Source organism: Pseudonocardia sp. McavD-2-B, assembly GCF_024124365.1.
Lineage (GTDB): Bacteria > Actinomycetota > Actinomycetes > Mycobacteriales > Pseudonocardiaceae > Pseudonocardia > Pseudonocardia alni.
Genome location: NZ_JAMXSG010000072.1, coordinates 1 through 22,274, shown reverse-complemented (window position 1 = coordinate 22,274; position 22,274 = coordinate 1). Strand labels below are relative to the sequence as shown.

The window sequence follows — 22,274 nt, the reverse complement described above, 5'->3', positions numbered from 1 at the left end:
CGCCGTGCTGTTCGCCGCCGGTGCGACCCGCGCCTTCCAGCCCGACGCCCCCGGCGAGGGCACCACGCTGCTGCTCGTCGCGCCGGGCCACGACCTCGACCCGCACTTCGGCCGCGGGTCGGCCGCCCGGCACAGCGCCTCCGGGGCACGCCCGCTGCCCGGTGTCCGTCCCGGTCTGCGCCGCGACGTCGACACCGCCGCCGACCTCGACGACGCCGTCGCCCTCGGGGTGGGGGTGTGGACCCGGGCCGTGGTCGACGCCCGGCACGGGCCGCCCGCCACACCTCACCCACCCGGATGTCCCCCGCCCGGTGACGCCGTCGCCCGACGGTGTGGCACACCACGTACGTGACATCGCCGGACGGGGCCGTGTCCACGTGGACGGTTGCGGAGCGGTACGAAACAATCGCGACGTGAGTGACGACTCGGCGACCCCGGACGGACGGAACGGCACCTCCGCGCACCCGGGGGGCCGTCCCCGGTCGGCGTCGCGCCGCGCCCCGCGTCCGGCATCGCGGCGGCTGCACACCGCGAGCCGCAGCGTCGCCGACCACGCACCGGCCGCGGAGATCCCGGCCCAGCAGCACGTGCCGCCGGGCCCCGCGGCACCGCCCGCGCCGCCGGCCGCCGCGCCGTCGCAGGTGCAGGGAGCCGCCCCGATCGCGCCGCCCGCGGGGGCGACCACCCCGGCGTCGACGATGGCCGAGCTGCTCCCCGAGGACCGTTACCTCAACCGTGAGCTGTCCTGGCTCGACTTCAACGCCCGGGTGCTGGCCCTGGCCGAGGACTCCAGTCAGCCGCTGCTGGAGCGCGCGAAGTTCCTCGCGATCTTCGCCTCCAACCTCGACGAGTTCTACATGGTCCGGGTCGCGGGTCTGAAGCGCCGCGACGAGACCGGCCTGTCCGTGCGCAGCGCCGACGGCCTGACCCCCCGCCAGCAGCTGGCCCGGATCACCGAGCGGAGCCGCGCGCTGTCGCGGGCGCACGCCGAGGTGTTCATGGACGAGCTGCTCCCCGAGCTCGACGCGGCCGGCGTCCACCTGCGCAGCTGGGAGGACCTGACCGACGCCGAGCGCCTGCGGCTGTCGGACTACTTCACCGAGACGGTGTTCCCGGTGCTCACCCCGCTCGCGGTGGACCCGGCGCACCCGTTCCCCTACATCTCCGGGCTGTCGCTCAACCTCGCGGTGACCGTCCGCGACCCCGAGGGCCGGACCGAGCGGTTCGCCCGGGTCAAGGTACCGAACAACGTGCCGCGGCTGGTGTCGGTCGACCCGCCGGACACCGACACCCGCGCCGGGAACCGGCAGTGCACGTTCCTGCCGATCGAGGACCTGATCTCCGCGCACCTCGGGGACCTGTTCAACGGCATGGAGGTCACCGAGGTCCACCCGTTCCGCGTCACCCGCAACGCCGACCTCGAGGTCGAGGAGGACCGCGACGAGGACCTCCTGCAGGCCCTGGAGCGCGAGCTGGCCCGGCGCCGGTTCGGTCCGCCGGTCCGCCTCGAGGTGCTCGACACGATGTCCGAGCACGTGCTGGAGCTGCTGCTGCGCGAGCTCGACGTCGACCCGAACGACGTCGTCACCGTCCCCGGGCTGCTCGACCTCACCGGCCTGTGGCAGGTGCACGGGGTCAACCGCCCCGACCTGAAGGACGAGCCGTTCCGCCCCGCCACGCACCCCGCGTTCGCGGAGCGGGAGACCCCGCGCAGCGTGTTCGCGACCCTGCGCGAAGGCGACGTGCTGGTGCACCACCCCTACGACTCGTTCTCGACGTCGGTGCAGCGCTTCATCGAGCAGGCCGCGGCCGACCCGAACGTGCTCGCGATCAAGCAGACCCTCTACCGCACCTCCGGCGACTCCCCGATCGTCAACGCCCTGATCGACGCCGCCGAGGCGGGCAAGCAGGTCGTCGCCCTGGTCGAGATCAAGGCCCGGTTCGACGAGCAGGCCAACATCCGCTGGGCACGCGAGCTGGAGAAGGCCGGCGTGCACGTCGTCTACGGCCTGGTGGGGCTCAAGACGCACTGCAAGACCTGCCTGGTCGTCCGCCAGGAGGGGTCGGAGATCCGCCGCTACTGCCACATCGGCACCGGCAACTACAACCCGAAGACCGCGCGGCTCTACGAGGACGTCGGCGTGCTCACCGCCGACCCGACCATCGGCGCGGACCTCACCGACCTGTTCAACTCCCTCACCGGCTACTCGCGGCAGACCTCCTACCGGAGCCTGCTCGTCGCGCCGTACGGGATCCGCCGCGGCATCGTCCGCCGCATCGACGACGAGATCGAGGCGCACCTGTCCGGCGAGTCCGGCGCGCGGGTGCAGATCAAGGCGAACTCGCTGGTCGACGAGGCCATCATCGACGCCTGCTACCGGGCGTCGCAGGCGGGCGTGCCGGTCGACATCGTGGTGCGCGGCATCTGCGCGATCGTCCCCGGCCGACCCGGGCTGAGCGAGAACATCACCGTCCGGTCGATCCTCGGGCCGTTCCTGGAGCACTCCCGGGTGCTGCACTTCGGCTCGGCCGACGAGTACTGGATCGGCTCGGCGGACATGATGCACCGCAACCTGGACCGCCGGGTCGAGGTCATGCTGCGGGTCGCCGACCCGAAGCTGGCCGACCAGCTCGGCGCGATGTTCGACTCCTGCCTGGACCCGGCGACGCGCTGCTGGACGCTCGGGCCGGACGGGACCTGGTCGCCGTCGCCCGCGCCGGGCTCGGAGAACATCCGGGTCCGCGACCACCAGGTCGAGATGATGAACTCCCGCCGCGGCAGCAGCGAGGACTGATGCTGTCCGCACAGCTCCGGACCGACGGCGCCGAGGTCGACCCGGCGGGGATCGCCGACGTCGTCGCGGCCGGGACGGTGCCGTGGCGCCGCGCGGACGACGGCACCGTCGAGGTGGCCCTGGTCCACCGCCCCCGCTACGACGACTGGTCCTGGCCCAAGGGACACCAGGACCCGGGCGAGGCGCTGACCCTGACCGCGCTGCGCGAGACCGCCGAGGAGGCACACCTGGGGTGCCGCCTCGGCGCCCGGCTCGGCCACACCGCGTACGCCGTGCCCGGCAAGGGCCACAAGGTCGTGCACTACTGGGCCGCCGAGGCCGTCCGCGACCACGGCTTCTCCGTCACCGACGAGACCGACGACCTGCGCTGGCTGCCCCGCGACGAGGCCGCCGCGCTCCTCACCCGCCCGACCGACGCCGACCTGCTGGACCGGCTCGACCGGGTGGGGCCGCCGTCGTCGACGGTGGTGCTCGTGCGGCACGCCAAGGCGGGGAGCCGGACCGCCTGGGAGGGCGACGACGACCTGCGCCCCCTGTCCGGTACCGGGTTCACCCAGGCCGACCGGCTCGCGGACTTCCTCGACCGCTTCGGCCCGGACCGGCTCGCCACCGCCCCACCGCTGCGCTGCGGCCAGACGATCGAGCCCTACGCCCACGCGTCCGGCGCGGGCGAACCGGACGTGGAGCCGCTGCTCGGCGAGCACGGCTACTGGGTCTCCCCCGCCGACGGCCTGGCCCGCTTCCGCACCCTCGCGGCGCAGCCCGGCGTGACGCTGCTCTGCAGCCAGGGCGGGGTCATCCCGGACGTCGTCGGGCACCTGCTCGCCGCCGCGGGCCGGTCCCCCGACCCTGACCTGCCCTCGCACAAGGCCAGCACCTGGGTCCTGGGCTTCGGCGATGACGGCGCCCTGCTGTCGGCCGACTACTACCGCCGCCCGCCCTCCTGACCCGCCTCGCCGCTCAGCGCCTCCCTGCCGCGCCTACCGACCCGCCCGCGCCGCACCTCGGACGCCGTCTGCACACCACTCCGCGGGCCTGTCGTTCCGGGTACTCGTCGCTTTCGCGCGCAGCCACTCCCCGCGCCCCGCACCCGACGTCCCCGGCCCCGGCCCCGGCCCCGGCCCCGGCCCCGGCCCGATCGTCGATCAGTACCTGAGAGCTGTTCGGCCCCGGGTCGGCAGCACTGGTGCACTGATCGACCGGAGCCGTGGCGGTGTGCCCTCCTCTGCGGCGGCGTGTGCGACTGCGAACGGACGCACCGGTTCGGGCCCGCCAGGCACGGACCGGGGTGCAGGGTGCGCGGGTGGAGGAGCCGTTCCGGGGGTCGGAGGCCGTCGCGCGCGGGATCGTCACGCCGGCGCGGCTGCGCGGGCCACGGTTCGTGCGTCTGTTTCCCGACGTGTATGTGTCCGCCGCGGCCCCCGTGACGCCGGTGCTCCGGGCCCGGGCGGCATCGATCTACGCCGGGCCCCTGGGCGCGGCATCGGCCTACTCGGCGGCCGAGATCCTGCGCGCGTCCTGCGGGCCGTGGACGGCGCCCGCCGAGCTCGTCGCGCCACGGCGGATCCGGCCCCGCCCGGACCTGCTCGCCCACCAGGGCGTCCCGCTCGAACCCGGTCTCTGCGACGGCGTCCGGGCCACCTCACCCCGCGCCACGGCGTGGGAGCTGTGCCGGCGGCTCGAGCTCGTCGACGCCGTCGTCGCCCTCGACGCACTCGCCGCCCGGAGACGGGATCGGCCGGTGTTCGTACCGGTACAGGGCACACCGGCACCCGAGCAGCGGAGACTGTCCAGGATGATGGCGCCGTGCCCCGGCTTCGACCCCGCCGACCTCCTGGTCCTGCGGTCGCTGTACCCCCACGTGCGGGGCTCGGCCCGGCTGGACCGGGTCGTCGCACTCGCCGACCCCCGGGCGGAGTCCCCACCCGAGACCCGGCTACGGCTGTTGCTCGTGCTCTCCGGGCTCCCGGTCCCGCAGGTCCAGTTCCCGTTGTACGACGCCCGCGGCCGCCCCTGGGCGCGTTTCGACCTCGCCTACCCCGACGCCCTGCTCGCGATCGAGTACGACGGCGCCCACCACGACGACCCGCTCGACCGCATCCGCGATACCCGCACCGCGGCGCTGGGATGGCAGACCCTCCGGATCACCGCCGACGGCCTCACCCGCAACGCCCGCCGCACCGTCGGGACGGTCCGCGCCCTGCTCGCCCAACGGACCCACCTCACCTCGCCCTGACCCGCACCGGCGCGGCGTCCCCGGCCCCCACTCGACGCCGCCCCCCGCTCTCGTCCACGGCCCCCGTCGATCAGTACGTGAGCGTCGCTGCGTTCCGGTCGGACAGCAGTCACGTACTGATCGACGTGCGAGGGGCTCGGACGGCGCGGCGCGCCCCGGGAGAGGCAGCCCAGAGCGGGCAGTCCAGCGAGGCGCGGCCCTACGCCCGCCGCGCTCGGCGGGCCGCACCGAGCCAGGGTGCACACCGGGACGAGGACCGTCGATCAGTACCTGAGCGCTGTCCACCTCCGCTCGAACAGCAGTCATGTACTGATCGACGCACTCGTGGACGGCGATGGGCGGCGAGCACAGGACGGCGTAGCAGGGAGGGAGAGGGGGCGCGGGGCGGCACGGGCGCGGGGAGGCGCGGCACCGCGGGGCAGGGCAGACCACGGCGGCGCGGTGGCGCGGCTACTTCTCCGCAGCGGCCTTCCGTCGGGCCGGCTTCTTCGCCGAGGCGGCCCCCTTCTTCGGAGCAGCCGCCTTCTTCTCCGGAGCGGCCGGAGCGCCCGCGGTGTCCGGCGGGATCGTCGTGCGGGTCGCGGTGCTGCGACCGGTGCCCGTCGCGGCTCGCTCGGTACGGCGGGGGGCGCTGGTCGCGTTCGCGGCGGCGGCCTCGCTGGCGGCCACCCGCTCCTTGAAGGCGGCGCCGGGCCGGAACGACGGCACCACGGTCTCCCCGACGGGCACCGTCTCCCCGGTCCGCGGATTGCGGGCGGTGCGCGGGGCGCGTCGTCGCGGCTCGAACACCCCGAACCCGGTCAGGGTGACGGTCTCACCGCGGCCGACGGCGTCCACGATCACCTCGACCATCGCGTCGACGGCCGACGTGGCGGCACGACGGTCTCCGAGCCGGGCGGTCAGCGCATCGACGAGCTGAGCCTTGTTCATGGTCACGAAAGGTAAGGCTGCGCCCCTGCCGCGCACCAGATCCCGACGCGAGTCCAGGTCGCATACCATCCATCAGTACAGGTCCGAACGGGTGGTCACCACGACATCTGTCGGAGCATGGTGACCACCCGTGTTCGGATCAGGCCAGAGTGCGTGGCATCCGGGCGGGCCGGGTTCCCTCGAACGCGGTGATGTCGGCCTCGTGCCGCAGGGTGAGTCCGATGTCGTCGAGACCCTCCCGCAGCCGCCACCGGGCGTAGTCGTCGATCTCGAACGGCACGGTCAGGTCGCCGGCCTGCACGGTCTTCTCACCCAGGTCCACGGTGATCTCCGTGCCGGGCTCGGTCTCGAGCTTCTTCCAGATCAGCTCGACGTCGGGCTGGGCGACCTCGGCGGCCACCAGCCCCGCCTTCGCCGAGTTGCCACGGAAGATGTCGGCGAACCGCGACGAGATGACGACCCGGAAGCCGTAGTCCATCAGCGCCCAGACCGCGTGCTCACGCGAGGAGCCGGTGCCGAAGTCCGGACCCGCGACGAGCACCGACCCCCGGTCGAAGGGCTCGTTGTTGAGCACGAAGGACGGGTCGTCGCGCCAGGCGGAGAACAGGCCGTCCTCGAAGCCGGTGCGGGTGACCCGCTTGAGGTAGACGGCCGGGATGATCTGGTCGGTGTCCACGTTGGACCAGCGCAGCGGGACGCCGATCCCGGTGTGGGTGTCGAACTTCTCCATCAGTCCAGGTCCTCCGGGCTGCTCAGCGTGCCGCGCACGGCGGTCGCGGCGGCGACCAGCGGCGACACCAGGTGGGTACGGCCGCCCTTGCCCTGCCGCCCCTCGAAGTTGCGGTTCGAGGTGGACGCGCAGCGCTCACCGGGCGCGAGCTGGTCGGGGTTCATCCCCAGGCACATCGAACAGCCCGCGGAGCGCCACTCGGCGCCCGCGGAGGTGAAGACCTTGTCCAGGCCCTCGTCCTCGGCCTGGAAGCGCACCCGCATCGACCCCGGGACGACGAGCATCCGCACGCCCTTCGCGACCGAGCGCCCGTCGAGCACCTCTGCGACCGAGCGCAGGTCCTCGATCCGGCCGTTGGTGCAGGAGCCGACGAACACCGCGTCGACGGGCACCTCCCGCAGCGGGGTCCCACCGGTGAGGCCCATGTAGGACAGCGCCTTCTCCACCGCGGCGCGCTCGCCGTCGTCGGAGATGGCGGCCGGGTCGGGCACGGACTCGCTCAGCGGCAGACCCTGACCGGGGTTGGTGCCCCAGGTGACGAACGGGGTGAGCTCGTCGGCGTCGATCCGCACGACCCGGTCGAACTCGGCGCCGTCGTCGGTGCGCAGGGACCGCCAGTCGGCGACGGCGGCGTCCCAGTCGTCGCCGGCCGGGGCGTGGTCGCGGCCCTTGAGGTAGGCGAAGGTCGTCTCGTCCGGGGCGATCATGCCCGCACGGGCACCGGCCTCGATCGACATGTTGCAGATCGTCATCCGGGCCTCCATCGAGAGGTTCTCGATGACGTTGCCCCGGTACTCCAGCACGTGGCCCTGCCCGCCGCCGGTCCCGATCCGCGCGATCACGGCGAGGATGACGTCCTTGGAGGTGACGCCCGGGCGCAGCGTGCCGTCGGCGCTGGTCACCTCGATCGCCATCGTCCGGAACGGCTTGAGCGGCAGCGTCTGGGTGGCGAGCACGTGCTCGACCTCGGAGGTGCCGATGCCGAACGCCATCGCGCCGAACGCGCCGTGGGTGGAGGTGTGGGAGTCCCCGCAGACCACCGTGGTGCCCGGCTGGGTCAGCCCCAGCTGCGGTCCGACCACGTGCACGATCCCCTGCTCGGGGTCGTTCATCGGGTGCAGGCGGACGCCGAACTCCTCGCAGTTGCGACGTAGGGTCTCCACCTGGGTCCGCGAGACCTCGTCCGCGATCGGGGCGAGGACGTCGAGGGTCGGGACGTTGTGGTCCTCGGTGGCGATGGTGAGGTCCGGACGGCGCACCGGACGGCCCGCGAGCCGGAGCCCGTCGAACGCCTGCGGGCTCGTGACCTCGTGCACCAGGTGCAGGTCGATGTAGAGCAGGTCGGGCTCGTCGCCCTCGCCCTTGCGGACGAGGTGCCGGTCCCAGACCTTCTCGGCCAGCGTGCGCGGCTTCTCTGCGGTGGTCACGCCCGCCTCCTCTGTGATCTGATCGCGGTGGACTTCCCAGATCGTGGGAAGTTAGTATCGGAACGTGGGACAGTCTAGCGGGATCGGCGTGCTCGACAAGGCCGTGGGGGTTCTCCGGGCGACGGCGGAGGGGCCGTGCGGCCTGGCGGAGCTCTGTGAGCGCACCGGCCTGCCCCGGGCCACGGCCCACCGGCTCGCCGTCGGGCTCGAGGCGCACGGGATGCTGCTGCGCACACCGGACGGGCGCTGGCATCCGGGCCCGACCCTCGGCCAGCTCGCGGGCGGGCGGCCGGACCCGCTGCTCGACGCCGCGGCCGCCGTCCTGCCCCGGCTGCGTGACATCACCGGCGAGAGCGTCCAGCTCTACCGGCGCGACGGGATCCACCGGATCTGCATCGCGCACGCCGAGCCGCCGTCCGGCCTGCGGGACACCGTGCCCGTCGGGTCCCGGCTGCCGATGACCGCGGGCTCCGGGGCGAAGGTGCTCGCCGCCTGGTGCGACCCGGCCACGCAGCGCCTCGTCCTCGCCGACGCGAGCTTCTCCGAGCGCGTGCTCGTCGACGTCCGCCGCCGCGGCTGGGCACAGAGCGTCGCCGAACGTGAGGCCGGGGTGGCGTCGGTGTCGGCCCCGGTGCGCGACGCGGCGGGCCAGGTCGTCGCCGCCGTCTCGGTGTCCGGACCGGTGGACCGGATCGGGCGCCGTCCCGGGGTCCGCTGGGCCGCCGACCTGCTCGCCGCGGCGGACGCGTTGCAGCACCGGCTCACCTGATCGGCTCCTGCCTGCCGTACCGACGCGACTGAGGTGACGGTTCCGGGCTCCACTACCGTGTGGAGGTCCGGCACCGGGCCGGACCCTTCGGACATGGTCGGCACACCGGGGAGACGATGGGTTACCTGCTGGGCATCGACGTCGGCACCACCCGCACCGCGGCTGCGGTCATCGGCTCTGGCACCGTCGAGATGGTCACCCTCGGTGACCACTCGGTCGACATCCCGTCCGTGGTCTACGTGGCGCCCGACGGCGGTCTGCTGTTCGGCGAGGCCGCCGAGCGCCGCGCGCTGACCGAGCCGGACCGCGTCGCCCGCGAGTTCAAGCGGCGCATCGGCGACCCCACGCCGATCCCGCTGGGCGAGCGGTCCTTCGCCCCCGAGCAGCTGTCCGCGCTGCTGGCCGAGCACGTCGTCGACGTCGTCGCGCGCACCGAGGGCGGCGCGCCCGAGCGCATCGCGGTGACCCACCCGGCGTCCTGGGGCACGCACAAGTGCGACCTGTTCGCCGCGGCCCTCGCCGAGCGCGGCCTGACCGTCACCTTCCTCACCGAGCCGCAGGCCGCCGCGCTGCACTACGCGACGAGCGAGCGGGTCGAGCCCGGCGCAACCGTCGCCGTCTACGACCTGGGCGGCGGGACCTTCGACGCCGCCGTCGTGCGCAAGGAGGCTGCGGGCGGCGGGTTCACGCTGCTCGGCAGGCCCGAGGGCGTCGAGCAGCTCGGTGGCGCCGACTTCGACCAGGCCGTCGTCGACCACGTGCGCGACGCCGTCCCGGCCGCCTTCGAGGGGCTCGACGACACCGACCCGAACGTCCTGTCCGCGATGGCCCGGCTGCGCCGCGACTGCCGCGAGGCCAAGGAGGGCCTGTCAGCGGACACCGAGGTCTCGATCCCGGTGTGGCTCGGCGAGGTCCGCACGACGGTGCGCCTGCACCGCAGCGACTTCGAGGAGCGCATCCGGCCCCGGCTGGAGGAGTCGGTCGAGGCGCTGCAGCGGGCGATCGCCTCGGCCGGGCTGGCCGCGTCCGGGCCGTCGGTGGTGCTGCTCGTGGGCGGGTCCTCGCGGGTCCCGCTGGTCGCCGAGCTCGTCTCCACCGGGCTCGGGCGTCCCGTACAGGTCGACGCGGACCCGAAGAACACCATCGCGAAGGGCGCCGTCGTCGCGCTCGGGCCGGCCGACCCGGTTCCCGGCACCGGCTCAGGCGGGTTCGGCGCGGTGGCGGCGAGCGGCGGTCCCGCGCTCGCCCCCGACCCCGGCCCGCTGCCCTGGGAGAACCCGGACCCGGTCACCGATCGGATGCCGACCGGCGGCACGACCCAGCTCGACGGCGACCGCACCGCCTACCTCGAGGGCGCCCGCGCCGACCCGCCCACCGACCGCATCCCTGTCGTGCCGCCGATGGGCTACGACCAGACCGCCGTGCACGGCTACGGCGGGTACGGCGGCTACGACGACGGGGAGACCACCGTCGCCCCCGGGCCCGCACCCGTCCGCCGCTCCCCCGCGCTGCTCATCGGCGCCGGCGGGGTCGTCGCGGCGCTGGCCGTGCTGGGCACGGTGTTCTTCTGGCCGCAGGACCGCACGATCAGCAATGCGACCCCCGAGCTGCCGGCGATCCCGACGACGACCCAGGCCCCGCCCCCGACGACCGTCGAGCAGGAGCCGGTGCGCGAGCCGGAACGGACCCGGGACCGGCCGACCGAGGTCGCCCCGACGACGACCGACGCCCCGGCCCCCGCTCCGCCACCGGTGGTCACCACGACGCCGCGGCCGCCGGATCCGTCGACACCGCCGCCGGACCCGGAGCCGTCGACCAGCCCGTCTTCTCCATCGACTGCTCCGTCGACGCCCTCGAACGAGAACAATCGACCGGCCCCCTGAACCGACCGTGGGCGCGTTCCGTGCCCGACGGTCTCCCGGGAGACGGCCCCGCCCCGCCCATGCTCAGCCCCACTCTGAGCCCTCGGATCCCGGGCCCGGAGTCGATCGGCCTCCGCTCGTCGGCAGCGCTGCCCGACTCCGGTGCCCGAGGTGCATTCCGGTAGCGCTCTGCCCAGCTAGTGAGGCCCTGGGAGCACCGGGGATGTTGTGCACCGTGCAGAGAACGACCCCGGACACGACGAAGGCCCCGCTCCGTGGAGCGGGGCCTTCGTGGAGTAGTCCCGACGGGATTTGAACCCGCGCTACCGCCTTGAGAGGGCGGCGTCCTAGGCCGCTAGACGACGGGACCAGGACATTCGGCTCGATCTCGATTGCGGACACCCTGTGAGGGAGTCCGTGGTAGTCCCGACGGGATTTGAACCCGCGCTACCGCCTTGAGAGGGCGGCGTCCTAGGCCGCTAGACGACGGGACCTTGGACGAGACCGTGCCGATTGTCAGAAATCATCATTCCGAGGAATTCGTGATTTCCGCTGGGGTACCAGGACTCGAACCTAGACTAACTGAACCAGAATCAGTCGTGCTGCCAATTACACCATACCCCATCGAAAAGCGGGCCCCGTTCCGGAGCGAGGCCCGCTCTCCGTTGATGTAGGTACTCTAACCCATGCCCTGGGAGCGTCTGACACCGGCCCCCAGGCGGGCGAGCGACCGCTCGCGGCCCAGCAGCTCCATGCTCTCGTAGAGCGGCGGGGACACCGTGCGGCCGCTGATGGCGACGCGGACGGGGGCGAACGCCTTCCGCGGCTTGAGCTCCAGACCGTCCACGAGCGAGGTCTTGAGCGACTCCTCGATCGCGGCGGCCGACCACTCCGGCAGGTCCGTGAGTCCGGCGACGGCGGCCTCCAGCACCGGGGCCGCGTCGGCGCCCAGGTTCTTCGCGGCGGCGTCGTCGTCGGGGGTGAAGGTGTCCTCGTCGCGGAAGAGGAAGGCCAGCATCCGGGCCGCGTCGGACAGCACCTGGCTGCGCTCCTGCACCAGCGGCGCGGCGGCGGCGAGCACCGAGCGGTCGGGGTCGGTGATCCCCTCGGCGGCGAGGTGGGGCACGACGCGCTCGGCGAAGTCGTCGGGGGCGAGCAGACGCAGGTGTGCGGCGTTGATCGCCTCGGCCTTCTTCAGGTCGAAGCGGGCGGCGTTGCTCGACACCCGGGACACGTCGAAGGCGGCGACCATCTCGTCGAGGGAGAACACGTCGCGGTCCTCGGCGATCGACCAGCCGAGCAGCGCGAGGTAGTTGAGCAGTCCCTCCGGCACGAACCCGCGGTCGCGGTAGTGGAACAGGTTCGACTGCGGGTCCCGCTTGGAGAGCTTGCGGTTGCCCTCACCGGTGACCAGCGGGAGGTGGGCGTAGGTGAAGGGGCCGTGGCCGATGCCGACCCGGGCCAGCGCCTCCAGCAGGGCGATCTGCCGCGGGGTGGAGGCCAGCAGGTCCTCCCCGCGCAGGACGTGCGTGATCTCCATCAGCGCGTCGTCGACCGGGTTGGTCAGCGGGTAGAGCGGGGTGCCGTCGCCGCGGGCCAGCACGAAGTCGGGCACCTGCCCGGCCCGGAACGTGATCTCGCCGCGGACGAGGTCGGTGAAGGTGATGTCGTGGTCGGGCATGCGCAGCCGGTAGACCGGGGCGCGGCCCTCGGCCCGGAACGCGGCGCGCTGGTCCTCGGTGAGGTCGCGGTCGGCGTTGTCGTAGCCGAGCTTGGGGTCGCGGCCCGCGGCGCGGTGCCTGGCCTCGATCTCCTCGGCGCTGGAGAACGACTCGTAGACCTCGCCGGCGTCGATCAGCCGGCGCAGGGCGTCGGCGTAGACCTCGCCGCGTTCGCTCTGCCGGTACGGCCCGTGCGGGCCGCCCTTCTCGACGCCCTCGTCCCAGTCGAGGCCGAGCCACTCCAGCGCGTCGAGCAGGGCCCGGTAGGACTCGTCGGAGTCGCGGGAGGCGTCGGTGTCCTCGATCCGGAACACCAGGGCCCCGCCGTGGTGGCGGGCGTGGGCCCAGTTGAACAGGGCGGTGCGGATGAGGCCGACGTGCGGGGTACCGGTGGGCGACGGGGAGAACCGCACCCGGACCTGGGCTGGAGTACTCATGGTCGGTCCAGCGTATCGACCCCGTACGGAGGGGTGGTGCACGCGGGCGCCGGATGGGCCATGGTGGACGGCAGTCGCGACGCACCGGAGCGTCGCGGGACGAGGCGAGGAGGAACCCCGTGTTCCAGCTGACCGCTCTGTACAACCACCCCGAGGACGCCGCCGCGTTCGACCGGCACTACGACACCGTGCACGCCCCGCTGGCGAAGAAGATCCCCGGTGTGCAGCGGTTCACCGTCTCCCGGCCCGCGCCGGGACCGGACGGAGCGCAGCCGCCGTACCACCTCGTGGCGGTGCTGGAGTTCCCCGACGCGGCGGCGTTCCAGTCCGGGATGGGCGGCGCCGAGGGACAGGCCGCCGTGGCCGACCTCGACAACTTCGCCGGCGCCGGGGTGACCCTGCTGACCGGTCCGTCGAACCAGGTCTGACCCGCCCGCACACGACGACGGGGTGGCCCCGGAGATCCGGTGCCACCCCGTCGGTGTGTGCGTGGGTCAGTTGGTGGCGACCTCACGGCTTGACACGAGCGCGGCGAGCCGGTCCCCGATCGACGAGGTGTTGCCCGTCGCCGCGTGGTCCCGGGTGGCCAGGTCGAACGCGACCGCGGCCTCGATCCGGCGGGCCGAGTCACGCTGGCCCATGTGGTCGAGCAGCAGCGCGACCGAGAGCACGGCGGCCGTCGGGTCGGCGATGCCCTGGCCCGCGATGTCCGGGGCGGAGCCGTGCACCGGCTCGAACATCGACGGGTTGGTACGGCTGGCGTCGATGTTGCCGCTGGCCGCCAGGCCGATGCCGCCGGTGACCGCCGCCGCGAGGTCGGTGAGGATGTCGCCGAACAGGTTGTCGGTGACGATCACGTCGTACCGGCCCGGGTCGGTGACCAGGTGGATCGTGGTCGAGTCGACGTGCTGGTAGGCGACCGAGACCTCGGGGTACTCCAGCGACACCTCCTCGACGATCCGCGACCACAGCGCGCCGGCGAAGGTCAGGACGTTGGTCTTGTGGACCAGCGTCAGGTGCTTCTTCGGCCGCCGCTGGGCGCGGGCGAACGCGTCGCGCACGACACGGTCGATGCCGAACGCGGTGTTCTGGCTGACCTCGGTCGCGATCTCGTGCGGGGTGTCCTTGCGGAGCAGACCGCCGGTGCCGACGTACGGCCCCTCGGTCCCCTCGCGCACGACCACCAGGTCGATCTCCGGGTTGCCGGCCAGCGGGCCGCGCACCCCCGGGTAGAGCCGCGCGGGGCGCAGGTTCACGTGGTGGTCCAGCTCGAAGCGCAGACGCAGGAGCAGGCCGCGCTCGAGGATGCCGCTGGGCACCGACGGGTCGCCGACCGCGCCCAGCAGGATCGCGTCGTGCTGCTTGATCTCGGTCAGCACCGTCTCCGGGAGCAGCTCGCCCGTGGAGTGCCAGCGGGCGGCACCGAGGTCGTACTCGGTCGTCTCCACGTCGCGGGCGACCTCGCCCAGGACCTTGAGTGCCTCGTTGATCACTTCCGGGCCGATGCCGTCACCGGGGATGACCGCAAGGCGCATGACCTCGTCCTCTCGTCGTACTGCTGGCCGCACGCTACCGCCTGCCGACGCAGGGTCATCGTTCGGCCACCCGGTGGGGTGGTCCCGTCCGGGTGACGCGTGCGCCGCACGCGGTCGGAGTACCCGCGACACGCGGCCGTTCCGGGGACTCCGGTCCGTTCCGAGGGGTGGGACGGCCGCCGCGGCCGTCACCCGTCCGGAGGGCGGTGGGGAAGAAGCGCGACGACGGCGTCGTTGCCCCGGACGTGCCCACGCCCGACCGCCCGCTGCGTCGCCTCGGCTTCCTCACCATCGGTTCGTTCGACGGCGACGACCCCCGCCCCGGACACGAGACGACCCTGGAGATGATCGCCCTCGGCGAGCGTCTGGGCTTCGACTCGGCCTTCGTCCGGCACCGTCACCTGCAGTTCGGCATCTCCTCGCCGGTCGCGGTGCTCGCCGCGGCGACCCAGCGGACCACGCGGATCGAGCTCGGGACGGCCGTGGTCCCGCTGGGCTGGGAGAACCCGCTGCGCCTCGCCGAGGACCTCGCGACGGTCGACGTGCTCTCCGGCGGCCGGCTGAACCCGGGCGTCTCGGTCGGGCCGCCGATGCAGTGGGAGCACGTACGGGACGCGCTCTACCCGGACACCGCCGACGCCGAGGACTTCGGCCGCGAGCGGGTGTCGCGGCTGCTGCGCCTGGTGCGCGGGGAGCGGGCGAGCACCTTCTCCGGGACGGTCGGGATCGAGTCGTTCTCCGAGCGGGTGCAGCCGCACTCCCCCGGTCTGGCCGGGCGCATGTGGTACGGAGCGGGCAGCGACTCCTCCGCCGTCTGGGCCGCGGGGCAGGGCCTGAACCTGCTGACGAGCAACGTGGTGCGCTCCGGCGGGGAGACCGACTTCGCCGCGATCCAGTCCCGGCAGATCCGGGCGTACCGCGAGGCGAACCCCGCCGGGCGCGTGTCGCAGGGCCTGGTCGTCGTCCCGACCGACTCGGCGACGCCCGCCCAGCGCGAGCGCTACGCCGCCTACGCCCGCGAGCGCGACGCCCGGGTCGGCGTTCCGCAGGGCCCGGCCGGTCTGCTGTTCGCCCGCGACCTGGTCGGCACCTCCGCCGAGATCGCCGAACGGCTGTGGGCCGACGCCGGGTTCCGCGAGGTCGACGAGGCGGTGTTCGCGCTGCCGTTCGGCTTCCCGCACGACGACTACGTCCAGATCGTCACCGACATCGCCGGCGCGCTCGGACCCGCGCTGGGCTGGGCGCCGCGCGGCTGACCCGGCCCCCGCGGCGCGGCCGCCCCGGGCTCAGTGGCCGGTGCGGGGCAGCGCCCGGCGGGCCCGCACCCGGCCCGGGGCCTCGATCATCGCGACGAGCGCGGCGAGGACCACGAGCATGCCGGGGCCGATCGTCATCGTCGCCGACGGCGGCCCGGTCACGATCGCCATCACCGACACGACATAGGGCACGGTCAGCGACAGCCCGGTGACGAAGCCGACGCCGAGCAGCACCAGGCACCCCACACCGACCGTCGTGCCCGCCAGTACCAGTGCCCGCAGCCAGCTCACCGGGTCCCCCTCCGCTCGTGGCGAGCAGACACGATCCCACGACCGGCCGGGTCCGCGCAGCCGTTTCCCGCAGTGCGGGACGGGCCCGGTCGCTCAGTCGTCGAAGGAGATGAGCCGGATCGTCCGGGCGCCGACCGAGGCGCCGATCGGCTCCAGCACCGCCGGGTCGACCTGGCGGTCCACCCGCAGGAGCATGACGGCGTCGGTGCCGTCGGTGGTCTGCGAGATCTGGGCGGCCTCGATGTTGACCGCGGCCTCCCCCAGCAGCGACCCGACCCGGCCCATCACGCCGGGGCGGTCGGCGTACTCCAGCAGGACGACCTCGCCCTCGGCACGCAGGTCGAAGTGCCGTCCGTTGATCTCGACGAGCTTCTCGACCTCGGCACGGCCGGTCAGGGTGCCGGACACGGTGACCTTCTCCCCGTCGGGCATGGCGCCGCGCAGCTGCACCACGCTGCGGTGGTTGGCGCTCTCCGGGCTGGTGGTGATCTCCACGGTGACCCCGCGCTCCTCGGCGAGCTGCGGCACGTTCACGAACGTCACCTGGTCCTCGACGACGTGGGTGAACACCCCGCGCAGCGCGGCCAGGCCGAGGACCTGGACGTCCTCGGTGGCCAGCTCGCCCGCGACGTCGACGGTGACCGAGGTCGGGGTGCGCCCGGCGACGGCGTGCAGGGTGGTGCCGAGCTTCTGCACCAGCGGCAGCCAGGGCCGGACCTCCTCGCCGACGGCGCCGTGGATCTGCACGTTGACCGCGTCCGGCACGAACTCCCCGGCCAGGGCCAGCTGCACCGAGCGGGCCACGTCGGTCCCGGCCCGGTCCTGCGCCTCGGCGGTGGACGCGCCCAGGTGCGGGGTGACGACGACGTTCTCCAGCTCGAACAGCGGGCTCGACGTGGTCGGCTCGGTGACGTAGACGTCGATCCCGGCGCCGCCGACGTGCCCGGAGCGGACCGCCTCGGCCAGGGCGTCCTCGTCGATCAGGCCGCCGCGGGCGGCGTTGACGACGAGCACCCCCGGCTTCGTGAGCGCGAGCTGGTCCTTGCCGATCAGCCCGAGGGTCTCCGGGGTCTTCGGCAGGTGCACGGTGATCATGTCCGCGGTACGGAGCAGGTCGTCGAGGCCCATCAGCTCGATGCCGAGCTGCGCGGCGCGCGACGGCGCGATGTAGGGGTCGTAGGCGACCAGCGTCATGCCGAACGCGGCGAGGCGCTGCGCGACGAGCTGCCCGATCTTGCCGAGCCCGACGATGCCGACGGTCTTGCCGCTCAGCTCGACGCCGCCGTAGGACGAGCGCTTCCACGCCCCGGAGCGCAGCGCGGCGTCCGCCGGCGGGATGTGGCGCGCGGTCGCGAGCAGCAGCGCGATGGCGTGCTCGGCGGCGGAGACGATGTTCGAGGTCGGGGCGTTGACGACCATCACCCCGCGCGCGGTGGCGGCGGGGACGTCGACGTTGTCCAGGCCGACCCCGGCGCGGGCGACGACCTTGAGGCGGCCTGCCGCGGCCAGCGCCTCGGCGTCGACCCGGGTGGCGGACCGGACCAGCAGCGCGTCGGCGTCGGCGAGCGCCGCCAGCAGGGCGGGGCGGTCGGTGCCGTCGACGTGGCGGATCTCGACGCCGTCGCCGAGCAGCTCGACGGCGGAGGGCGCGAGCGTCTCCGCGAGCAGGACGACGGGACGGTGGTCGGTGGCTGCGGTGCTCACGGTGTGCGAGTGCTCCCCGAGGTCGGTGCGCGAACGTCGACCATCCTAGGACCGCGGGGGCCCTCGTGGACCCGGACGGGCGGACGGGTCGCCGCGCGGCACCCCCACCGGACGCGCGAAACCCCCGCCCGGTGTCGCCGGTACGGGGGTTCCACGTCGCCTGGTCCGGATGGGTGCGTCCGGGCCCGGGCATCCGCGGGCCGTCTGGGGCCCGCGCGATTCATCCTGCCGGACGCGTCCGGCAGTGGATCACTTGGCCTTCTCGCCGACCCAGCTCATCAGGCCGCGGAGCTTCTCGCCGACCTGCTCGATCGGGTGCTCGGCGCCCTGCTGCTGCAGCTTGGTGTAGTTGCCGCGGCCGGCCTCGTCCTCGGCCACCCACTCGCGGGCGAAGGTGCCGTCCTGGATCTCGCCCAGGATCTTCTGCATCTCGGCCTTGACCGCGGGCGTGATGACGCGCGGGCCGCGGGTCAGGTCGCCGTACTCGGCGGTGTCGGAGATGGAGAAGCGCTCGTTGGCGATGCCGCCCTCGTACATGAGGTCGACGATCAGCTTGAGCTCGTGCAGGCACTCGAAGTAGGCGATCTCCGGGGCGTAGCCCGCCTCGGTGAGCACCTCGAAGCCGGTCTGGACCAGCGCGGCGGCACCGCCGCAGAGGACGGCCTGCTCACCGAACAGGTCGGTCTCGGTCTCCTCCGTGAAGGTGGTCTCGATGACGCCCGCGCGGGCGCCGCCGATCCCGGCCGCGTAGGAGAGCGCGAGCGCCTTGGCGTTGCCCGAGGCGTCCTGCTCGACGGCGATCAGGGCGGGGACGCCCTTGCCGTCGACGAACTGGCGGCGGACCAGGTGGCCCGGGCCCTTCGGCGCGACCATGGCCACGTCGACGTTCGCCGGGGGCTTGATCAGCTCGTAGCGGATGTTGAAGCCGTGGCCGAAGAACAGCGCGTCGCCGTCCTTGAGGTTCGGCTCGATGTCCTGGGAGTAGATGAAGCGCTGCTTGGTGTCGGGCGCCAGGACCATGATCACGTCGGCCCAGGCGGAGACCTCGGCCGGCGTGCCGACCTCGAGGCCCTCGTCGGCGGCCTTCTGCCGGGACTTGGAACCCTCCGGCAGACCGATCTTCACCTCGACCCCGGAGTCACGCAGGGACAGCGAGTGCGCGTGCCCCTGGGAGCCGTAGCCGATCACGGCGACCTTGCGGCCCTGGATGATCGACAGGTCGGCGTCGGCGTCGTAGTAGATGTTGACACTCATGGCTCTGGGACGGTTCCTCTCGGAGGTTGTGTAGCGACGACTGTCTAGCGGACGGCCGCGGCGGTGATGGACCGGGGGCCACGGCCGACGGCCACCATCCCGGACTTCACCATCTCGCGGATCCCGTAGGGCTCCAGCATGCGCAGGAGCGCGTTGAGCTTGTCGGCCGACCCGGTGGCCTCGACCGTGACCGCCTCCGGGGAGACGTCGACGACCTTGGCGCGGAACAGCTGCACGGTCTCGACGACCTGGCTGCGCACCGTGGCGTCGGCCCGGACCTTGACCAGCAGCAGCTCGCGCTGCACCGAGGCGTCCGGCTCCAGCTCGACGATCTTGATGACGTGCACAAGCTTGTTGAGCTGCTTGGTGACCTGCTCCATCGGGAGCTCGTCCACCTCGACGACGATCGTCATCCGGGAGACGTCGGGGTGCTCGGTCGGGCCGACCGCGAGCGAGTTGATGTTGAACCCGCGCCGCGAGAACAACCCGGAGACCCGGGCCAGGACACCCGGCTTGTCCTCGACCAGGACCGAGAGGGTGTGGAGCTCGCTCACTTCTCGCCCTCCAGGGCCTGCTCGGTGACGTCGGCGACCGCATCGACCGACGCGGCCAGCTCGTCGTGCTCGAACTCCGGCCGGATGTCGCGCCGGACGTTGATCTCGTCGTTGCTCGTGCCCGCGGCGACCATCGGCCACACCTGGGCGTCGGCACCGACGACGAACTCCACGACGACCGGTCGGTCGTTGATCTCCATGGCCTGGTGGATGACCCGGTCGACGTCCTCCTTGGACTCGACCCGCAGCCCCTCGCAGCCCATCGCCTGCGCGAGCATCGGGAAGTCCGGGATGCGCAGCTTGTGGGTGTTGAGGTCGGTGTTGGAGTACCGCTCGCCGTAGAACAGGTTCTGCCACTGGCGGACCATGCCGAGGTTGCCGTTGTTGATGACGGCGACCTTGATCGGGATACCCTCGATCGCGCAGGTGGCGAGCTCCTGGTTGGTCATCTGGAAGCAGCCGTCGCCGTCGATGCACCAGACGACGGCATCCGGCTCGCCGACCTTGGCGCCCATCGCGGCCGGGACCGCGTAGCCCATGGTCCCGAGCCCGCCGGAGTTCAGCCAGGTCCGCGGCTTCTCGTACTTGACGAACTGCGCGGCCCACATCTGGTGCTGGCCGACGCCCGCGGTGTAGATCGCGTCCGGCCCTGCGATCGCGCCGATCCGCTCGATCACGTACTGCGGCGAGAGCGCCCCGTCGGTCGGCTCGTCGTAGCCGAGCGGGTAGCGGTCGCGCAGGCCGCCGACCTGCTTCCACCAGGACGACAGGTCCGGCTCACCGTGCTCGGCGCGGTCCGCACGGACGGCCTCGACCAGGTCGGCCAGAACCTCCTTGCAGTCCCCGACGATCGGCACGTCGGCGCGCCGGTTCTTGGAGATCTCGGCCGGGTCGATGTCGGCGTGGATGATCTTCGCCCCGGGGGCGAAGCTCTCCAGCTTGCCGGTGACCCGGTCGTCGAACCGGGAGCCGAGTGCGACGAGCAGGTCGGACCGCTGCATCGCCGCGACCGCGGCGACGGTGCCGTGCATCCCGGGCATACCCAGGTGCAGCGGGTGGCTGTCGGGGAACACACCGCGCGCCATCAGAGTCGTGACGACGGGCGCCCCGGTCAGCTCGGCCAGCTCCCTGAGCTCCTCGGCGGCCTCGGCCTTGAGGACACCGCCACCGACGTAGAGCACCGGCTTGGCCGACTCGCGGATGAGCCGGGCGGCCTCGCGGATCTGCTTGCCGTGCGGCCGGGTCGTCGGCCGGTAGCCGGGCAGCTGCAGCTCCGGCGGCCAGGAGAACGTCGTCTGTTCCTGCAGCACGTCCTTCGGGATGTCCACCAGGACCGGGCCGGGCCGGCCGGTGGACGCCAGGTGGAAGGCCTCGGCGATCGCGCGCGGGATCTCCGTCGCGTCGGTCACCAGCATGTTGTGCTTGGTCACCGGCATGGTGATGCCGGTGATGTCGGCCTCCTGGAAGGCGTCGGTACCGATCAGCGGCCGGGTCTGCTGACCCGTGATGGCCACCAGCGGCACCGAGTCCATGTGGGCGTCCGCGATCGGGGTGACCAGGTTCGTGGCCCCCGGCCCGGACGTCGCCATACAGACCCCGACCCTGCCGGTGGCCTGCGCGTAACCGGTCGCCGCGTGTCCGGCGCCCTGCTCGTGGCGGACGAGGATGTGGCGCACCTTCGTCGAGTCCAGGAGCGGGTCGTAGGCGGGCAGGATCGTCCCGCCGGGCAGCCCGAAGACGACCTCGCAGCCGATCTCCTCGAGCGAACGCACCAGGGACTGGGCGCCGGTCATGGGCTCGTCCACGATGCGCGGACCGGGCACGGTGGTCTCACCGGGTGCCGGGGCCGCGCTGCGGGACGTGCCGGAGGCCGCGGACCGGCCGGGCGGCGGGCCCGGCTTCGGGCCGGACGAGCCGGGCTTGGCGGGGACGGTGGTCATCTGGGTCTGCCTCGCTGGAGATCGTGTCGATCAGATGCCGGACATGGGCTGAGCTCGGAGCTGGACATGAAAAAACCCCCGCCGCCCGGTACTCCGGGCGCTGCGAGGGTGAGCGCGTCGTCGTTCGAGAAGGTCGAACTCAGGCGACGACGCGCCCAAGAAGTACGAGAATTCGAACGGCGAACATGCATCGACGCTAGCACGCGTCCCACGGACGGAGTCAAACGACCCCACCCGTCCGGGCCGTGGGGTCACGGTCCGGATTTGTCACACTGGGGTCGTGAGCAGCACCGACGACCGCGCCGTCCCCGCCGACCCCACCTCTGCCGATCCGCAGTCGGCCCCGGGGGCGTCCCAGCAGGTGGACGGCGAGCTGGCGTGGACCCCCCGGGTCCGCGACGAGGGCCGCAAGCTCCGCGTGGGCTCGCGCGCGCTGGTGTTCAAGCCCAGCCGGCTGACCATCTTCGCCATCCTGGTCGCGGTCGTCGGGTCGACGCCGCTGGTGTTCAGCCTGCCGTGGTTCTGGGTCGTGCTGGTGGCCCCGGTCGCGGCGATCGCCTGGATCCTGCGGGTCCGCACCACCGTGGACCCGGACACGCTGACCGTCCGCGGCGCGTTCTCCTCCCGCACCGTGGACTGGGACGACGTGCGCGGTCTGCGGATCGGCTCGCGCTCGCGGGTCAGCGCGGTGCTGGGCGAGGACGACGACCTCGTCCTGCCCGCGGTGCACGCGCGCGACCTGCCCGCGCTCTCGGTCGCCAGCGGCGGCCGGTTCGCCGACCCGGCCGCGGTGGGCGACGCGGAGGACCCGGCCGAGGGTCACTGACCCCCGT

18 protein-coding genes, 3 tRNA genes and 1 pseudogene are annotated in these 22,274 nt (G+C 73.1%); 9 read left to right on the top strand and 13 right to left on the bottom strand.

Annotated features, from left to right (window positions below; all coding sequences use genetic code 11):
* The 4 genes and pseudogenes from NH602_RS12320 to NH602_RS12305 all read left to right on the top strand — a co-directional run.
* Nucleotides 1-352 (top strand): annotated as a pseudogene (locus NH602_RS12320) (hypothetical protein); the annotation flags it as partial.
* 61 nt (nt 353-413) lie between these two features.
* Nucleotides 414-2,795 carry an RNA degradosome polyphosphate kinase gene (locus tag NH602_RS12315; RefSeq protein WP_167379131.1) on the top strand — a complete coding sequence of 794 codons (2,382 nt, stop codon included), beginning with the start codon at nt 414-416 and terminating at the stop codon, nt 2,793-2,795.
* The gene (locus NH602_RS12310; RefSeq protein ID WP_253067896.1) at nt 2,795-3,742 is read left to right on the top strand and encodes an NUDIX hydrolase; all 948 of its coding nucleotides are present in this window, start codon (nt 2,795-2,797) and stop codon (nt 3,740-3,742) included. Before NH602_RS12315 ends, NH602_RS12310 begins: the two co-directional genes overlap by 1 nt.
* A 356-nt stretch (nt 3,743-4,098) precedes the next feature.
* Complete coding sequence (locus NH602_RS12305; RefSeq protein WP_253067895.1) at nt 4,099-5,031, top strand: hypothetical protein; 933 nt, start codon at nt 4,099-4,101, stop codon at nt 5,029-5,031.
* Between the two features lie 450 nt (nt 5,032-5,481).
* Here NH602_RS12305 and NH602_RS12300 read toward each other — a convergent pair whose 3' ends face one another.
* From NH602_RS12300 to leuC, 3 genes are all read right to left on the bottom strand, one after another.
* Nucleotides 5,482-5,961 carry an HU family DNA-binding protein gene (locus NH602_RS12300; RefSeq protein WP_179761996.1) on the bottom strand — a complete coding sequence of 160 codons (480 nt, stop codon included), beginning with the start codon at nt 5,959-5,961 and terminating at the stop codon, nt 5,482-5,484.
* A 139-nt stretch (nt 5,962-6,100) separates the two neighbouring features.
* The gene (gene leuD, locus NH602_RS12295) at nt 6,101-6,691 is read right to left on the bottom strand and encodes a 3-isopropylmalate dehydratase small subunit (RefSeq protein ID WP_100878533.1); all 591 of its coding nucleotides are present in this window, start codon (nt 6,689-6,691) and stop codon (nt 6,101-6,103) included.
* On the bottom strand, nt 6,691-8,118 hold the full coding sequence (gene leuC / locus NH602_RS12290) for a 3-isopropylmalate dehydratase large subunit (RefSeq protein ID WP_253067894.1): 1,428 nt from the start codon (nt 8,116-8,118) through the stop codon (nt 6,691-6,693). The genes leuD and leuC overlap by 1 nt, the downstream gene beginning before the upstream one ends.
* 64 nt (nt 8,119-8,182) lie before the next feature.
* Between leuC and NH602_RS12285 the strand changes: the two genes are divergently transcribed.
* Together NH602_RS12285 and NH602_RS12280 are read left to right on the top strand one after the other, a co-directional pair.
* On the top strand, nt 8,183-8,887 hold the full coding sequence (locus NH602_RS12285; protein ID WP_062397135.1) for an IclR family transcriptional regulator: 705 nt from the start codon (nt 8,183-8,185) through the stop codon (nt 8,885-8,887).
* A gap of 116 nt (nt 8,888-9,003) precedes the next feature.
* A complete protein-coding gene (locus NH602_RS12280; RefSeq protein WP_073578575.1) occupies nt 9,004-10,770 on the top strand; it encodes an Hsp70 family protein in 1,767 nt (588 codons plus the stop codon).
* A 276-nt stretch (nt 10,771-11,046) separates the two neighbouring features.
* Here the strand turns inward: NH602_RS12280 and NH602_RS12275 are convergent.
* The 4 genes from NH602_RS12275 to gltX form a co-directional block, all read right to left on the bottom strand.
* A tRNA-Glu gene (locus NH602_RS12275) sits at nt 11,047-11,119 on the bottom strand.
* A 48-nt stretch (nt 11,120-11,167) separates the two neighbouring features.
* Nucleotides 11,168-11,243, bottom strand: a tRNA-Glu gene (locus NH602_RS12270).
* A 58-nt stretch (nt 11,244-11,301) separates the two neighbouring features.
* Nucleotides 11,302-11,373: transfer RNA gene (locus tag NH602_RS12265), tRNA-Gln, on the bottom strand.
* Nucleotides 11,374-11,428: 55 nt separating this feature from the next.
* Nucleotides 11,429-12,907, bottom strand: coding sequence for a glutamate--tRNA ligase (gltX, locus tag NH602_RS12260; protein ID WP_253067893.1), 1,479 nt, complete (start codon nt 12,905-12,907; stop codon nt 11,429-11,431).
* A 119-nt stretch (nt 12,908-13,026) separates the two neighbouring features.
* On the opposite strand from gltX, the gene NH602_RS12255 reads away from it, so the two are divergent.
* Nucleotides 13,027-13,335 (top strand): EthD family reductase, encoded by a 309-nt coding sequence (locus NH602_RS12255; RefSeq protein ID WP_062397145.1) that lies wholly within the window; start codon nt 13,027-13,029, stop codon nt 13,333-13,335.
* A gap of 66 nt (nt 13,336-13,401) precedes the next feature.
* On the opposite strand, the gene NH602_RS12250 is transcribed toward NH602_RS12255, so the two are convergent.
* A complete protein-coding gene (locus NH602_RS12250) occupies nt 13,402-14,442 on the bottom strand; it encodes a 3-isopropylmalate dehydrogenase (RefSeq protein ID WP_062397147.1) in 1,041 nt (346 codons plus the stop codon).
* Between the two features lie 245 nt (nt 14,443-14,687).
* Between NH602_RS12250 and NH602_RS12245 the strand changes: the two genes are divergently transcribed.
* Nucleotides 14,688-15,698: an LLM class flavin-dependent oxidoreductase gene (locus tag NH602_RS12245; protein ID WP_253067897.1), complete on the top strand. Its 1,011-nt coding sequence runs from the start codon at nt 14,688-14,690 to the stop codon at nt 15,696-15,698.
* Nucleotides 15,699-15,728: 30 nt separating this feature from the next.
* Here NH602_RS12245 and NH602_RS12240 read toward each other — a convergent pair whose 3' ends face one another.
* The 5 genes from NH602_RS12240 to NH602_RS12220 form a co-directional block, all read right to left on the bottom strand.
* Nucleotides 15,729-15,989 (bottom strand): hypothetical protein, encoded by a 261-nt coding sequence (locus NH602_RS12240; RefSeq protein WP_251783961.1) that lies wholly within the window; start codon nt 15,987-15,989, stop codon nt 15,729-15,731.
* Nucleotides 15,990-16,082: 93 nt separating this feature from the next.
* On the bottom strand, nt 16,083-17,693 hold the full coding sequence (gene serA, locus NH602_RS12235) for a phosphoglycerate dehydrogenase (RefSeq protein WP_253067892.1): 1,611 nt from the start codon (nt 17,691-17,693) through the stop codon (nt 16,083-16,085).
* A 249-nt stretch (nt 17,694-17,942) separates the two neighbouring features.
* A complete protein-coding gene (gene ilvC / locus NH602_RS12230; RefSeq protein ID WP_253067891.1) occupies nt 17,943-18,947 on the bottom strand; it encodes a ketol-acid reductoisomerase in 1,005 nt (334 codons plus the stop codon).
* A gap of 44 nt (nt 18,948-18,991) precedes the next feature.
* A complete protein-coding gene (gene ilvN / locus NH602_RS12225) occupies nt 18,992-19,501 on the bottom strand; it encodes an acetolactate synthase small subunit (protein WP_062397155.1) in 510 nt (169 codons plus the stop codon).
* Nucleotides 19,498-21,441: an acetolactate synthase large subunit gene (locus NH602_RS12220; protein WP_179761992.1), complete on the bottom strand. Its 1,944-nt coding sequence runs from the start codon at nt 21,439-21,441 to the stop codon at nt 19,498-19,500. The genes ilvN and NH602_RS12220 overlap by 4 nt, the downstream gene beginning before the upstream one ends.
* Before the next feature lie 280 nt (nt 21,442-21,721).
* On the opposite strand from NH602_RS12220, the gene NH602_RS31905 reads away from it, so the two are divergent.
* A complete protein-coding gene (locus tag NH602_RS31905) occupies nt 21,722-22,267 on the top strand; it encodes a PH domain-containing protein (protein WP_179761991.1) in 546 nt (181 codons plus the stop codon).
* The last annotated feature ends 7 nt before the right edge of the window (nt 22,268-22,274 follow it).